Here is a 15,152-nt window from a genome sequence, read left to right on the forward strand (position 1 = left end):
CGCCTTCGAAGTTGAAGTCGATGAGCTTCGGTTCCTGGGTCGGCTGCACCCGACGGCTGCGGGTGGTCTTGCGAAGCGAGCTGCTCGTCATGGCTTGTTGCCCTCGACGCGAGCGCCCGTTGGGGGGCCGCGAAAGTTCACATTTTCGTTATGCAAGTGCCTTGCCAAGAGCGGCGCCGCGCGGTCGTTTCGAGCCAAGTCGCGCCGGGCGAACGAGTTGCGCGCCGCGCCGTCCCGCCCCGCGAAGCCGGAGGGACGGCGGAAAACTGGGCCATTGTGTCAGGGCGGCCGCAAACAAGGCCAAAGAGGCCGTATAATCGGGACGTCCCCCGATTCGAGCGAGCTTCCCGTGTCGTTTCGCGAACCTGCACCGTCCCTCGCCGAAAGACGCGTGGCCATCGCGTCCCACGACGAGGATCTGGTCCGGCGTCTGGAGGCCGGGTGCCGGAGGCTCGGCCACCGCGTCGAGCCGACCATCGACCCGCGCCAGTTGATCCCGTCGCTGAAGCGGCTGGGCGGGTCGGTGGAGTTGGTCCTGCTCGACGCGCACCTGCTGAGCGCCGGCGGCCGGCTGCTCGAGGAGATCACGCGCCTCGAGGATCCGCCGGCGGTGCTCCTCGTCGCCCCGGTCAGCGCGCCGTCGCGCGCCTACGACTGGATCGAGCGCGGCGCGGCCGACGTCGTCGGGCGCCCGCCGCACCCGACGGAGCTGCGGCTGCGGATCCGCCGGGTCCTCGAGGCGCGCGACATGGGGGCGCACATCGCCGGCCTCGAGCGCGAGATCGCCGACCGCACGCGCCAGGCGTTCGCCGACCGGACGCTCGTCGCGCACTCGCCGGCGATGCGCGACCTGGCCTCGACGATCGGCCGCGTCGCCCGGATGCGCACGACCGTCCTCGTGCTCGGCGAGAGCGGCGTCGGCAAGGAGCTGGTGGCGCGCGCGATCCACTTCCGCTCCCCGCGCGCCGACGGCCCGTTCATCGCCATCAACTGCGCCGCCCTTCCGCCGCACCTGATCGAGTCCGAGCTGTTCGGGCACGAGAAGGGCGCCTTCACCGGCGCCGTCAGCCGGCGCGCGGGGAAGTTCGAGCTCGCGCACCGCGGCACGCTCTTCCTCGACGAGGTCGGCGAGACCGACCTCGGCACGCAGGCCAAGCTGCTGCGGGTCCTCGAGCAGCAGGAGTTCATGCGGGTCGGCGGAACGCAGTCGGTGCGGGTGGACGTGCGGGTCGTCGCGGCGACGAACGCCGACCTCGAGCGGCTCGTCGCCGAGGGGCAGTTCCGCGAGGACCTGTACTACCGCCTGAAGGTCGTCGCGCTGCGCGTCCCGCCGCTGCGGGAGCGGCGCGAGGACATTCCGGAGCTGACGAGCCAGGTGCTGGAGCGGGTCTGCCGGTCGAACGGCCTCGCCCCGCGAAGGCTCGCCGAAGGGGCGGAAAGGGCCCTTTTGGCCTATTCGTGGCCCGGGAACGTGCGCGAGCTGCTCAACACCATCGAGGCGGTCGTCGTCTCCTCCGCGGGGGAGGTCGTCGAGGCGGCGGACCTCCCGGCGGCGCTGCAGCGGGAGGCGCCGCGCGCCGCCGGGCGGCGCCCCGCGGGGAGCGCGCGCGCGCTGCGCGAGATCGAGGCGGAGGCGATCGTCGCCGCCCTCGCCGCGGAGGGCGGCTCGCGCACGCGCGCCGCCGCGGTGCTCGGCATCGGCCTGCGCACGCTGCGCCGCCGCATCAACGAACTCGGTCTCGACAAGGACTCGCCGCCTCGTCCGGGGCGCCCGCGGCGTCGAACTGAATAGCGAACTTCGCGAAAATTGTTGGCGCGCGCTCTTGACAACCTCGCGCGATGTTCGACAAATATGCGGACAAGGTGCGACGCATCCTGCGCGGGGACGCCCGCGAGACGCACGTCGGGCTTTTGAGCCCGGAAAGGAGGAATACACAATGGCGGTGAAGAAGGCGGCGAAGAAGGTCGCCAAGAAGAAGGTCGCCAAGAAGGCCGTGAAGAAGGTCGCCAAGAAGAAGGTGGCGAAGAAGGCCGCGAAGAAGGCCGCGAAGAAGGTCGCCAAGAAGAAGGTGGCGAAGAAGGTCGCGAAGAAGGTCGTGAAGAAGGCCGCCAAGAAGGTCGTGAAGAAGGCTGCCAAGAAGGCCGTGAAGAAGGCCGCCAAGAAGACCACCAAAAAGAAGACGGTGCGCAAGCCCAAGACCGCCGTTCCGGCCCCGCTGCCGGAGCCGATGGCCTGAAAAATCAGATACTGAAAAGTACCTTCGAAGGATGGCCGGGCGTCCCCGAAACGGGGGCGCCCGTTTTTATTGCATCGGCCGATTGCGGCGCGCGGACGGGCCGCGTTCGGCGATCGCGCCGGCGGGCGCCCGGGCCCGCCGCGGCGCCCCTTGGACGACGAAAGGGCGGCCGCGGGGGCCGCCCTTTCGCGTGGACTTCGACGGGGCCGGAGCGGCTCAGCCGCGGGCGGCCAGCTCGTCGCCGTAGCGGCCGAAGACCTCGGCCATCTTGCCGGCGATCTCGCCGACCGTCGCGTAGGCCTCGACGGCCTCGAGGATCGCGGGCATCAGGTTCTCGGTCCCGCGGGCGCAAGCCTCGACGCGGGCCATCGCCTTCTGCCAGCGGGCCTGGTCGCGCTCGGCCCGGACCTTGGCGGTCCGCTCGCACTGCTTGCGGCGCAGTTCCTCGGAGATCTTCATGATCGGGAACTTGCTGGTTTCCTTCTCCGTGAACTTGTTGACGCCGACGACCACCTGCTCGCCCGACTCGACCGCCTTCTGGTAGCGGTAGGCCGCGTCGGCGATCTCGCGCTGCTGGAAGCCCTTCTCGATGGCCGCCACCGCGCCGCCCTCCTCGTCGATCCGCTTGATCAGCGCCGTCGCCGCGGCCTCGATCTCGTCGGTGAGGGCCTCGACGTAGTAGGAGCCGGCCAGCGGGTCGACCGTGTCGCCGACGCCGGTCTCGTAGGCGAGGAGCTGCTGGGTGCGGAGGGCGATCGTCACGGCCTTCTCGGTCGGGAGGCCGAGCGCCTCGTCCATCGAGTTGGTGTGCAGCGACTGGCAGCCGCCGAGCACCGCCGCCAGCGCCTCGTAGGCGGTGCGGACGATGTTGTTCTCCGGCTGCTGGGCGGTCAGCGAGACGCCGGCCGTCTGGCAGTGGAAGCGGAGCTTGCCCAGCTTGAGGTTCTTCCCCTCGGCGCCGAAGCGGTCGCGGAGGATCTTCGCCCACATCCGGCGCGCGGCGCGGAACTTGGCGACCTCCTCGAGGATGTTGATCTGACCGTTGAGGAAGAACGACAGCCGCGAGGCGAAGCCGTCGAGCGGCATGCCGGCGTCGAGGGCGGCCTGGACGTAGGCGATCCCGTCGGCCAGCGTGAAGGCGACTTCCTGCGCGGCGGTCGAGCCCGCTTCGCGGATGTGGTAGCCGGAGATGGAGATCGTGTTCCACTTCGGCACGTTGGCGTGGCACCAGGCGAAGATGTCGGTGATCACGCGGATCGACGGCCGCGGCGGGAAGATGTAGGTGCCGCGGGCGATGTACTCCTTGAGCACGTCGTTCTGGATCGTCCCCGCCAGCCCCGCCGGCTCGACGCCCTGCTTCTTGGCGACGGCGACGTACATCGCGAGGAGGATCGCGGCCGGGGCGTTGATCGTCATCGAGGTGCTGACGGTCCCCAGCGGGATTTCGTTGAACAGGACTTCCATGTCGGCGAGCGAGTCGATCGCCACGCCGACCTTGCCCACCTCGCCCTCGGCGAGCGCGTGGTCCGAGTCGTACCCCATCTGGGTCGGCAGGTCGAAGGCGACCGAGAGGCCGGTCTGGCCGCGGCCCAGGAGCAGCTTGTAGCGGGCGTTCGACTCCTCGGCGGTGCCGAAGCCGGCGTACTGCCGCATCGTCCAGAAGCGGCTGCGGTACATGGTGGGCTGCACGCCGCGCGTGAACGGGAACTGGCCCGGCAGGCCGATTTCATTGGTGTAGTCGAGCTTCTCGGTGTCGAGCGGCGTGTAGACGCGCTTGATCTCGACCTTCGAGGTCGTCTCGAACTTTTCGCGGCGTTCAGCGGCCTTGGTCAAGGACGGCTGGACGACCTTTTCTTCCCATTGCTTCAAGTCGCGGGCGATCTGATCCCGGTCGCTCATGAGAGTCAGCTCCTCGCCGGTTTGGCGTTCCGGACGACGAGCGCGCGCGGACGCGCGCGGAAAGCGCGCTCCGCCGACGCGCGGGTGGTGGCCGAGAGAGGGTAGCACCAATCATGGCGCCCGCCCGAAGAGGCGACGGGAGGCGGGCGCGGGGAGCCTGGCTCGACGGGCCCGAGGCGACTCGGCGCGCGGGCGCGGCGAACCGCTCCGGAGCATGCCCAAAATTTACCCCGGCAAGTAACGCAATAAAAGTTCCGGTAACGGGAACCTTCCCTTGCCAAGGGGACTAACATTTTGCCCCGCGGTGGGGTGAATTTTGCGCCGATCGTCAGCGCAGCACCGCCGCCACTGAGACCAACTACGTCACGATATTGGAGGTTCGACCAAAATGAAGCGCTTCGCTCCGCTGTTCGCCGCCGCCCTGATGTTCTCTGGTGTTGCCGCTTTCGCCGCTGCTCCGGCCGCCGCTCCGGCCGCTCCGAAGACCGACAAGCCGGCCGCCACGAAGGAAGTGAAGAAGGACGAGGCCAAGAAGGCCCCGGCCAAGAAGGACGCCGCCAAGAAGGACGAGGCCAAGGCCGCTCCGAAGGCCGAGAAGCCGGCGCCGAAGGCCGAAAAGGCCGCCCCGAAGGCCGAGAAGAAGTAACCTCGCCTTTCAGAGAGCTTCGAGCGAGGCGGGCTTCGGCCCGCCTCGTTCTTTTTTCGGCGCGCCCCGCGCCGGCGCCGGCCGCTCGCCCCGGGCGTTCCATCGTCAGATCGGCGCGGCCGATTCGACGGCGAGGCAACGGCGCGCCCACAGCTCCGCGGTCGCCGGGGCGACCGCGCGCCGCAGCCGCGCCATCCGCGCGCGGCGTTCGTCCGCGGCCATCAGCAGCGCCCCCTCGCAGGCGTCGGCGAGCGCGCGCACGTCGTAGGGGTTGACGAGCAGCGCCCCGGGCAGCATGTCGGCCGCGCCGGCGAACTCGCTGCAGACCAGGACGCCGTCGCCGTCCACGCGCGAGGCGACGAACTCGGGGGCGACGAGGTTCATGCCGTCCTTGAGCGGCGTGACGAGGGCGGCCGCGGCGGCGAGGTAGTGCGCGACCAGCTCCTCGCGGTCGAAGGGGCAGTAGCGGTAGTGGATCGGCGTCCAGCCGTCCCGCCCGTGCTCGCCGTTGATCCGCCCCACGTCGCGGTCCACGTCCCGCTTGAGCTGGCGATACTCCTCCACCTGGTGCCGGCTCGGCACGACGACCTGCACGACGTCGAAGGCGCCGTGCAGCCCCGGCCGGGCGCGCAGGAGATGGTCGATCGCGGCCATCCTTTCGCGGATCCCCTTGGTGTAGTCGAGCCGGTCGGCGGCGAAGAGGATCGGGCGGCCGCCGTGCGCCGCGCGGATCCGCCGCGCCCGCGCGCGGACCGTCGGCGCCGCGGCGAGACGGGCGAAGCCGGCGACGTCGATCCCGATCGGCGCGGCGAGGGCGACGGCGATCCCCGAGGAGCGCGCGAGGAGCGCTTCGTCGCCGTGCGGCAGCGCGAAGGCGCCGCGCAGTTCGCGCGCCGCGGCGACGAAGTTGTCCCGGTAGTGCGGCACGTGGAAGGCGACGGCGTCGGCGGCGAGCAGGCCGTCCAGGATCCGCTCGCGTTCCGGCAGCGCGCGGAACGTCTCGAGCGGCGGGAACGGCGTGTGGAGGAAGAAGTCGATCCGCCCGCGGAAGCCGAGCGCGCGCAGCTCGGCCGGCACGAGGGCGAGATGGAAGTCGTGGACCCAGATCCGCCCTCCCGCGCCCGCCGCGGCGAAGGCCCGCTCGGCGAAGCGGTGGTTGACCCGCTCGTAGAACGCGTACTCGTCCGGGTCGAAGACCGCCTTGCCGACGAAGCCGTGAAGAAGCGGCCACAGCGTGCGGTTGCAGTAGCCGTTGTAGTAGCGGAGCAGTTCCCGTTCGCTGAGCGGCACGCCGACGAAGCGGGCGCCGCCCGGCGACACGAACGGACGCGTCTCGCGCACCGCCGCGTCGGCCGCGGCGCGGGAAGCGACGACGGCGCCGTTCCAGCCGACCCACGTCCCGCCGATCCGCTCGAGGACCGGTTCGAGCGCGTTGACCAGACCGCCGACGTGGCGGGTCGCGTCGAACGGCTCGCCGTCCGTCGGCAAGTCGTAGGGAAGACGGTTGGAGACGACAACCAAACGCTCGGCGGGGTCTTTCGCGGGAACGGCCGACACGATTCGCCCCCTTTGCCGCGGGCGCCAGGGAACGGGGCGCGGCGGGCCCCGCGATCACGTACGAGGGAACGACAGCTCAGGCAACCGCGTTCCGCGGCGGCGCGGCCGTATATGAATGCGCGACGGCGCGCCGCCGCGCGGCCGCCCGCGGAGGCGCGACATGGTCTCCCCCGTCGGCGATCCCACGTGGTTCCAGCGCGCGGTGATCTACGAGGTCCACGCCCGGTCCTTCTTCGACTCCAACGACGACGGCGTCGGCGACCTGCGGGGCCTGCGGGAGAAGCTCGACCACGTCCTCGACCTCGGCGCGACGGCGATCTGGCTGCTGCCGTTCTATCCCTCGCCGCTGCGCGACGACGGCTACGACATCGCCGACTACACCTCCGTCCACCCGGACCTCGGGACGCTCGACGACGTGCGCGCCCTGCTGCACGCCGCGCACGAGCGGGGCCTGCGCGTGGTGACGGAGCTCGTCCTCAACCACACGTCGGACCGCCACCCGTGGTTCCAACGAGCGCGCCGCGCCCTCCCCGGCAGCGCGGAGCGCGACTTCTACATCTGGCGCGACGCGCCCGACGGCTACCGCGAGGCGCGGATCATCTTCGCCGACGTCGAGCCGTCGAACTGGACGTGGGACGCGGAGGCGCAGGCCTACTACTGGCACCGCTTCTACTCCCACCAGCCGGACCTCAACTTCGACAACCCGCTCGTGCGCCGCGAGGTGGAGCGCGCGCTGACGTTTTGGATGGACATGGGGGTGGACGGCGTGCGGCTCGACGCCGTGCCGTACCTCTACGAGCGCGAGGGGACCGCCTGCGAGGGGCTGCCGGAGACGCACGAGTACCTGCGCCGGCTGCGGACGCTGCTCGACGTCCGCTACGGCGACCGGATGCTCCTCGCCGAGGCGAACCAGTGGCCGGAGGAGGCGGTGCGCTACTTCGGCGACGGCGACGAGTGCCACATGGCCTTCCACTTCCCGCTGATGCCGCGCCTCTTCATGGCGCTGCGGATGGAGGACCGCTTCCCGATCGTGGACATCCTGCGCCAGACGCCGCCGATCCCCGCCGGCTGCCAGTGGGCCACCTTCCTGCGCAACCACGACGAGCTGACGCTGGAGATGGTCACCGACGAGGACCGCGACTACATGCACCGCGTCTACGCGCGCGACGCGCGGGCGCGGCTCAACCTCGGCATCAGGCGGCGACTCGCCCCGCTGCTCGGCGGCGACCGCCGGCGCATCGAGCTGATGTACGGCCTGCTCTTCTCGCTCCCCGGCGCGCCGGTCATCTACTACGGCGACGAGATCGGCATGGGGGACAACATCTACCTCGGCGACCGCAACGGCGTGCGCACGCCGATGCAGTGGAGCGCCGACCGCAACGCCGGCTTCTCGCGCGCCAACCCGCAGCGGCTGCACCTGCCGCTCGTCGCCGATCCCGAGTACCACTACACGGCGATCAACGTCGAGACGCAGCAGGCCAACCCACATTCGCTCCTCTGGTGGGTCAAGCGGGCGGTCGCGCTGCGGCGCCGCCACGAGGCGTTCGCCGCGGGAACGCTCGACTTCGTCTCCGCCGGCACGCGCAAGGTGCTCGCCTTCCTGCGCCGGGCGGGGGACGAGACGATCCTCGTCGCGGCCAACCTCTCCCGCTTCGCGCAGCCGGCGCGGCTCGAGCTGCCGGGCTGGGAGGGGGCGACGCCGGTCGAGCTGTTCGGGCGCACGGCCTTCCCGCCGATCGGCGCGGCGCCGTATCCGCTGACGCTCGGGCCGCACAGCTTCCTCTGGCTCGCGCTGCGCCGGCCGCGCGCCTCGACGACGCTGGAGACCGACGCGCGGATCCCCGCCGTCGCGGGGCCCGCGGCGTGGAAGGCGTTGGTCGAGCCGGGACGCCGCGCCGACTTCGAGGCGGCGCTGTCGGCGCGTCTCGCGCGCCGCGCCGACATCGCCGAATCGCCGCGCGGCGTCGTCTCCGCGCGGCTGGTGGACGTCGCCCCGCTGGCCGACGGCGACGACGCGCCGCGCGCCGCGCTGGTCCTGCTCGGCTTCACCGAGGGGGAGCCGGAGACGACCTGGCTCGCGCTCGACATCGTCCGCGGCGAGCGCGCGGCGGCCGCGGCGCTCGCGCCGCGCGACCTCCGCGCCGCGACCTTCGCCGACGAGCCGGGGGCGGCGTTGGTGGACGTCTCGGGCGATCCGGCGACGTGGGACGCGCTGGCGCGGACGATCCTGCGCCGCCGCCGCCGCGGCGCCCTGGCCGGCGCGTTCCGCGGCGTCGTCTTCGCCCCCACCCCGCCCGCGGCCGGGGCCGAGCGGCCGCGCCGCCTCAACGAAGCGGCCTGGGCCGTCGGCGAAGGGCTCACGCTCCGCGCCTGCCGCCGCCTCGAATCGGGGCCGCATCCGGCGATCGAGACGCCGCGCTTCCTCGCCGCGCACGGCTTCCACCACGCCGCGGCGCCGCTCGGCGCGCTGCTCTACGAACCGCGCGAAGGCGAGCCCGCGGTCCTCGCGGTCCTCTCCGCCGCCGAGCCGAGCCAAGGGGACGCGTGGAGCCTGACGATCGACGCGCTGGCGCGCTTCTTCGAGCGGGCGCTCGCCGCGCCGCCCGGCGCGCTCGACGCCGTTCCCGCCGCCGGTCCGTTCGACCGCATCGACGCCGACGCGATCCCCGCCGGCGCGCGCGAGCTGCTCGGCACCTACGCCGAAACCGCGGCCGCGCTGGGCGACCGGCTCGGCGAACTGCACGCCGCCTTGGCGTCCGACCCGGAAGACCCCGACTTCGCGCCGGAGCCGTTTCCGCCGCACCACCAGCGCGCGCTGGAGCAGTCGGCGCGCGCGCTGCTCGACGAGGCGCTGGAGGCGCTGGCCGGACGGCGCGGCGCCCTCGACGACGACGCGGAGCGCCTGGCCGCGGCGATGACGGCGCGCCGCGCCGCGCTCGAGGAGCGGTGCGGGCTGATCCGCTCCGCGTCGCTGGAGGGGATGCGGCTGCGCGCGCACGGCGACCTCGGGCTCGACCGGATCGCGCACACCGGGCGGGACTTCGTCTTCGCCGACTTCGAGGGCGCGCCCGACCGGCCGCTGTCGGAGCGGCGGATCAAGCGCTCGCCGGTGCGCGACGTCGCGTCGCTCGTCCAGTCGATCCACCTCGCGGCGCAGGTCGCGCTGGCGAGCGGCGCGGGAGCGCGCTCCGCCGACCGCGCCGGGCTCGTCCCGTGGGCCGCGCGCTGGCGCGGGTGGGCCGCCGCGCTCGTCGTCGGCGCCTATCTCGCGCGGACCGACGGCGCGCCGTTCGCCTGCCTCACGCGCGAGGCGTTCCGCGCGTTCTTCGACCACTTCCTCTTCGACCGCGCGCTGCGGCGGCTGATCCGCGCGCTGGAGTGGCGCCCCGACCGCGCCGCCGGGCCGCTCGCGCTGTTGGCCGAACTGGCCGGCTTCGCCGACGGCGACGGCGCGCGCTGACGCGTTCGTCCGCCGGCTCGTCGGCCGCGTCGCCGCATCGCCCGCGGTCCGCGGCGACGCGGCGACGCCGCGCCCACTTTTTCACCGTACCGTTTGCCCCGGAAAGGAGGCGCTCTATGCGCGTTCGTCACGTCCCGCTCGCCGCCATGCTCCTCTTCGCCGGCGCGCTCGCCCTCGCCGTTCCCGCGCGGGCCGCCGGCCAAGCCCCCGCCAAGACCCCGGCGGCCGCCAAGCCGGCCCCGGCGGCGAAGCCCGCTCCGGCCAAACCGGCGGAAGCGAAGCCCGCCGCGCCGAAGGCCCAGCCGATCGACATCAACACCGCCACGCTGGACGAACTCAAGGCGATCCCGGGGATCGGCGACGCCTACGCCGCGAAGATCGTGGCCGGGCGGCCCTTCCAAAAGAAGGACCAGCTGGTCTCCAGGAACATCCTGCCCAAGGACGTCTACGCGAAGGTGAAGGACAACATCATCGCCAAGAAGGTCGAGAAGCCCGCGCCGCCGGCCAAGCCCGCCGCGGCCGAAAAGCCGCGCAAGGCCGAGAAGGCCGAGCCGCCCAAGAAGTAGCCGCTTCGCCGGCGGCGCGCCGGCCGCGCCGCCGGTCGTCGTCCGTCTTCGCGCGCCGCACGGGAACCCGCGCGGCGCGCGTTGTATCGTTCCGTCGTGCGCCTCGCCTCGGACATCGCGCGCTTCGCCTCGCTGCTCGCTCCGGAGAAGGGCCGGTACGCGCGCGGCCTCGCCGCGCTCGCCGCGGTGGACCTGATGGAGGTCGCCTCGCCGCTCGTCGTCGCCGTGGCGATCGACCTTCTCGCCGGCGGCGCGCGCCGCGGCGCCGGCGCGCCGCAGGTCCTCTCCTGGCTCGGCCTGCGGCCCGAGACCTGGACGTTCGGCGGCGCGCTCGCCCTCTATCTCGTCCTCGCCCTCGTCGCGAACCTGCTCCGCTACCCGATGCTGACCCAGGTGTCGATCCCCTCGCACCGCATCGGGCAGCGGCTGCGGAACGACATCGCCCGGCGCCTGCTGCGCCTCTCGCGCCCGTTCTACGACCGCGCGCCGTCGGGAGGCCTGATGTCGATCGCCACCGCCGACGTGCAGGCGGTGCGGATGTTCCTCGGCATCGGGCTGCTGCTGCTCGTGGACACGGCGCTGCTGCTGACGCTCGTCCTCGCCGCGATGTTCGCCCTCTCGCCGGCGCTGGCGCTCGCCTCGATCGCGCCGCTGCCGCTGATCGCGCTCTTCACCAACCGCTTCTCGCGCGCCGAGTTCGACCGCTTCGGCGCGGTGCAGGAAGACCTCGCGCGGCTGACCGACCGGGCGCGGGAGAGCTTCGCCGGGATCCGCGTCGTGCAGGGGTACGCGCGCGAGGAGACGATGATCGCCCGCTTCGCCCGCGCCTCGCGGCGGCACTTCGGGCTGAACCTGCGGCTGGCGCGCCTGCGCAGCCTCTTCGATCCGTCGCTCGACCTGATGATCGGCCTCTCCGCCGCGCTCGCCGTGGCGGTCGGCGGCGTGCAGTTCGGGCGCGGCGCGATCAGCGTCGGCACGCTCGTCGCGTTCCTCTATCTCGTGGCCAACCTCTCCGGACCGATGGTCGGGTTCGGCTGGGCGGTCTCGCTGCTCCAGCGCGGACGGGCCTCGCTGGCCCGGATCGACGCGCTCCTCGCCGAGCCGGTCGAGATCGCCGACGCGCCGGACGCCGTCGAGCCGCAGGGGGCCGGCGCGCTCGAGGTGCGCGGCCTCACGTTCTCCTACGCCGGCGCGGCCGCGCCCGCCCTCGCCGACCTCTCGTTCGCGCTCCCCGCGGGGCGGCGGCTCGGCGTCGTCGGGCCGGTCGGCGCCGGCAAGTCCACGCTCGTCGCCCTTCTCGTCCGGCTCTACGACCCGCCGCCGGGAACGGTCTTCCTCGACGGCGTGGACGTGCGGCGGCTGACCCTCGGCGGGCTGCGGCGCGTCGTTTCGCTCGCGCCGCAGGAGGCGTTCCTCTTCGGCGACACCGTGGAGCGGAACGTCCGCGCGGGCGGCGGGGACGACGCGCCGGCGCTCGCCGCGCTCGCCGCGATCGACGACGAGGTCGAGCGGCTTCCCGAACGCTACGCGACGCTGCTCGGCGAGCGCGGCGTGAACCTCTCCGGCGGGCAGCGGCAGCGGATCGCCCTGGCGCGGGCGATCGGCGCCGAGCCGCGGATCCTGATCCTCGACGACGCGCTCGCCGCGGTGGACGCGGCGACGGAGGCGAAGATCCTCGCCAACTTGGAGCGGGTCTTCGCCGGCCGCGGCGGGATCGTCGTCTCGCACCGCGTGCGGGCCGTCGAACGGTGCGACGAGATCATCGTCCTCGAGCGAGGCCGGATCGCGGACCGCGGCACGCACGACGAGCTGCTCGCGCGCGGCGGCTGGTACGCCGACGTCGCGCGCCGCCAGGCGCAGGCCGGCGCCGACGGAGACGCGCGGTGAGCGGCGGGCGGAGCGGCGTGGGAAGCGGCGGCCCGAACGGCGGCCAGAGCGGCGGCCCCATCGGCGCGCGGAGCGGCGGGCGGGTCGGGCGCGCGGCGCTCGACGCGGCGGGCGATCCGGTGCTGGCGCGGATGATCGCCGAGGAGCAGGTGCAGTCGAAGCTGCTCGACTGGCCGCTGCTCGCCCGGCTGCTCGGCTACCTCAAGCCGCACCGCGTCCTTTCCGCGCTGGCGATCGCGTTGGGGCTGCTCGAGGCGCTGGCGATGACGGCGCCGGGGCTGATGGTCGGATTGGCGATCGACCGCCTCTCCGGCGCGCCCCGCCCGCCCCACCCGCTCGACGGCGCCGCGGACCTGTTCGCGGCGCTCGCCCGCGCGCTCGGCGGCGGCGCGATGGCCGAGCGCACCGCGCTCGCCGCGGGGTACGGCGCGGCGATCGCCGCCGTCTGGCTCCTCCGCTGGGCCGCGGCGGTGGCGACGACCTACATGGTCCAGAAGCTGGGGCAGATCATCGTCCACGACCTGCGGGTGGACGTCTTCTCCCACGTCTGCGGCATGGACGCCCACTACTTCCAGACCAACCCGATCGGCCGGCTGGTCAACCGGACGACGTTCGACGTGCAGGCGCTGGCCGAGCTCTTCTCCGACGCCTTCGCCCAGAGCGCGCGGGACCTCTTCTTCGTCGCCGCGCTGACCGTCGTGATGGCCGCGCTCGACTGGCCGCTGGCGCTCGCGCTCGTCGCCTCGTTCCCGTTGCTGGCGGCGATCGGCGCCGGCTACCGGCGCCTCGCCCGCGGCGCGCTCCGCGTCAACGCCGCCGTGCAGTCGCGGATGAACGCCTTCCTCGCCGAGAACATCGCCGGGATGCGCGAGAACCAGCTGCTGCGGCTCGAGGAGCGCCGCGCGGCGGAGTTCGAGGGGCTGACCCGCGCGCACCAGGCCTCCGCGGCGCGCACCGTGCGGGCGTGGGCCGCGCTGCGCCCGGCGATGCTGACGGTGACCGCCGCGGCGACGGTCGCCGCGCTGCTGCTCGGCGCGCGGCGCGTCGCCGCGGGGACGATCACCGTCGGCGTGCTGCTGACCTTCCTGCAGTACGCGATGCGGCTCTGGGTGCCGGTGCGCAACCTCGCCGAACGGTTCAACACGATCCAGAACGCGCTGACGTCGGGGGAACGGATCATGGCCGTGCTCGACGCGACGCCGGCGATCGCCGACCCGCCGCACGCCGACTGCGCGGCGCGCGTCGCCCGCGGCCGCATCGAGTTCCGCGACGTCGTCTTCCGCTATCCGGAGAAGGACGAGAGCGCGCTCAACGGCGTGAGCTTCGTCTGCCCCGCGGGGACGAAGCTCGCCCTGGTCGGCGACACCGGCGCGGGCAAGACGAGCGTCGCGCGGCTGATCTCCCGCTTCTACGACCCGCAGGAGGGGAGCGTGCTCGTGGACGGGATCGACGTGCGGCGCTACCGCCTGAAGCGGCTGCGCGAGGGGATCGCCGTCGTGCCGCAGGAGGTCGTCGTCTTCGCCGGCACGGTGCGGGAGAACATCACGCTCGGGCGGGAGATGGACGACGACGAGATCTGGGCCTGCGCCCGCGCGGCCTCGGCCGACGAGCTGATCGGCCGGCTCCCCGGCGGGCTCGACGCGCGGCTGGAGGAGGCGGGGCGCACGCTGAGCGCGGGGGAGCGGCAGCTGCTCAGCTTCGCCCGGGCCCTCGCCGCCGACGCGCCGATCCTCGTCCTCGACGAGGCGACGGCGAACATCGACAGCGCGACGGAGGCGTTGATCCAGCGGGCCCTCGCCAACATCACCCGCGGACGGACGAGCGTCGTCGTCGCCCATCGGCTGAGCACGATCCGCGACGCCGACCTGATCCTCGTCCTGCGCCGCGGGCGGATCGTCGAGCGCGGCCGGCACGAGGAGCTGCTCGCGCTGGACGGCGAGTACGCGCGGCTGCACCGGGAGCACCTTGCCGTCGCCGCCGCGCCGGACCAAAGTGATGCCGAGCCGAAGGAGCCGCGTCCATGAGCCTCGACGAAGTCCGTCCCCGCCGCAGCGTCCTCTACATGCCGGGCAGCAACGCCCGCGCGCTCGAAAAGGCGCGCACCCTCCCCGCCGACGGGCTGATCCTCGACCTCGAGGACGCCGTCGCGCCGGCGGCCAAGGAGGCCGCGCGGGAGCAGGTCGTCGCCGAGCTGCGGCGCGGCGGCTACGGCCGGCGCGAGCTGATCGTGCGGGTCAACGGCCTCGGCACCCCGTGGCGCGAAGCCGACCTCGCCGCCGCCGCGACCTCCGGCGCCGACGGCGTCGCGCTCCCCAAGGTCGAGTCGGCCGAGGAGGTGCGCGAGGCGGAGCGGGCGCTCGTCGCCGCCGGCGCGCCGGAGCGGCTCGCCCTCTGGTGCATGATCGAGACGCCGCGCGGCGTCCTCCGCGCGGACGAGATCGCCGGCGCGACGCCGCGGCTCGCCGGCTTGGTCATGGGCACCTCCGACCTCGTCAAGGACCTCCGCGCGCGCCACACGCCGCAGCGGACCGAGACGCTCGCCGCGCTGGGGCTCTGCGTCCTCGCCGCGCGGGCCAACGGCCGCGCGATCCTCGACGGCGTGGCGCTCGACCTCGCCGACGAGGCGGGGTTCGAGGCCGCCTGCCGCCAGGGGCGCGACATGGGGTTCGACGGCAAGACGCTGATCCACCCGAAGCAGATCGACACCGCGAACCGCGTCTTCGCCCCTTCGCCCGAGGAAGTCGAGGCGGCGCGCAAGATCATCGCCGCCTTCGCCGAGGCGGAGGCGCAGGGCAAGGGGGTCGTCGTGGTGGACGGCCGCTTGGTGGAGAATCTGCACGTGGAGAACGCGCGGCGCGCGCTGCGCCTCGCGGAGGCGATCGGCGCCGCGTGAGGGGAGG

10 protein-coding genes are annotated in these 15,152 nt (G+C 73.2%); 8 read left to right on the forward strand and 2 right to left on the reverse strand.

All coding sequences use genetic code 11. From position 1 onward, the window contains the following. Window positions 1-391 precede the first annotated feature (391 nt). Entirely contained in the window at window positions 392-1,792 is a 1,401-nt protein-coding gene (locus LLG88_01090; protein MCE5245504.1) for a sigma-54 dependent transcriptional regulator, read from the forward strand. 145 nt (window positions 1,793-1,937) lie between these two features. Continuing rightward, window positions 1,938-2,237 carry a hypothetical protein gene (locus LLG88_01095; protein ID MCE5245505.1) on the forward strand — a complete coding sequence of 100 codons (300 nt, stop codon included), beginning with the start codon at window positions 1,938-1,940 and terminating at the stop codon, window positions 2,235-2,237. A 216-nt stretch (window positions 2,238-2,453) separates the two neighbouring features. Here the strand turns inward: LLG88_01095 and LLG88_01100 are convergent, their stop codons facing one another. Further along, window positions 2,454-4,136 carry a methylmalonyl-CoA mutase family protein gene (locus LLG88_01100; protein ID MCE5245506.1) on the reverse strand — a complete coding sequence of 561 codons (1,683 nt, stop codon included), beginning with the start codon at window positions 4,134-4,136 and terminating at the stop codon, window positions 2,454-2,456. A 388-nt stretch (window positions 4,137-4,524) separates the two neighbouring features. Here LLG88_01100 and LLG88_01105 point away from each other — a divergent pair, with 388 nt between their 5' ends. Further along, window positions 4,525-4,782, forward strand: a complete 258-nt coding sequence (locus tag LLG88_01105) for a hypothetical protein (GenBank protein ID MCE5245507.1) — start codon at window positions 4,525-4,527, stop codon at window positions 4,780-4,782. 105 nt (window positions 4,783-4,887) lie between these two features. On the opposite strand, the gene LLG88_01110 is transcribed toward LLG88_01105, so the two are convergent. Then, the gene (locus tag LLG88_01110; protein ID MCE5245508.1) at window positions 4,888-6,339 is read right to left on the reverse strand and encodes a trehalose-6-phosphate synthase; all 1,452 of its coding nucleotides are present in this window, start codon (window positions 6,337-6,339) and stop codon (window positions 4,888-4,890) included. Between the two features lie 160 nt (window positions 6,340-6,499). Here LLG88_01110 and treS point away from each other — a divergent pair, with 160 nt between their 5' ends. From treS to LLG88_01135, 5 genes are all read left to right on the forward strand, one after another. Continuing rightward, the gene (gene treS, locus LLG88_01115; GenBank protein MCE5245509.1) at window positions 6,500-9,799 is read left to right on the forward strand and encodes a maltose alpha-D-glucosyltransferase; all 3,300 of its coding nucleotides are present in this window, start codon (window positions 6,500-6,502) and stop codon (window positions 9,797-9,799) included. A gap of 116 nt (window positions 9,800-9,915) precedes the next feature. Continuing rightward, window positions 9,916-10,365 carry a helix-hairpin-helix domain-containing protein gene (locus LLG88_01120; protein ID MCE5245510.1) on the forward strand — a complete coding sequence of 150 codons (450 nt, stop codon included), beginning with the start codon at window positions 9,916-9,918 and terminating at the stop codon, window positions 10,363-10,365. A 96-nt stretch (window positions 10,366-10,461) separates the two neighbouring features. Continuing rightward, window positions 10,462-12,252: an ABC transporter ATP-binding protein/permease gene (locus LLG88_01125; GenBank protein ID MCE5245511.1), complete on the forward strand. Its 1,791-nt coding sequence runs from the start codon at window positions 10,462-10,464 to the stop codon at window positions 12,250-12,252. Continuing rightward, entirely contained in the window at window positions 12,249-14,276 is a 2,028-nt protein-coding gene (locus LLG88_01130) for an ABC transporter ATP-binding protein/permease (GenBank protein ID MCE5245512.1), read from the forward strand. Before LLG88_01125 ends, LLG88_01130 begins: the two co-directional genes overlap by 4 nt. After that, window positions 14,273-15,145 (forward strand): CoA ester lyase, encoded by an 873-nt coding sequence (locus LLG88_01135; protein ID MCE5245513.1) that lies wholly within the window; start codon window positions 14,273-14,275, stop codon window positions 15,143-15,145. Before LLG88_01130 ends, LLG88_01135 begins: the two co-directional genes overlap by 4 nt. The last annotated feature ends 7 nt before the right edge of the window (window positions 15,146-15,152 follow it).

This window comes from bacterium, from assembly GCA_021372775.1.
GTDB lineage: Bacteria > Acidobacteriota > Polarisedimenticolia > J045 > J045 > JAJFTU01.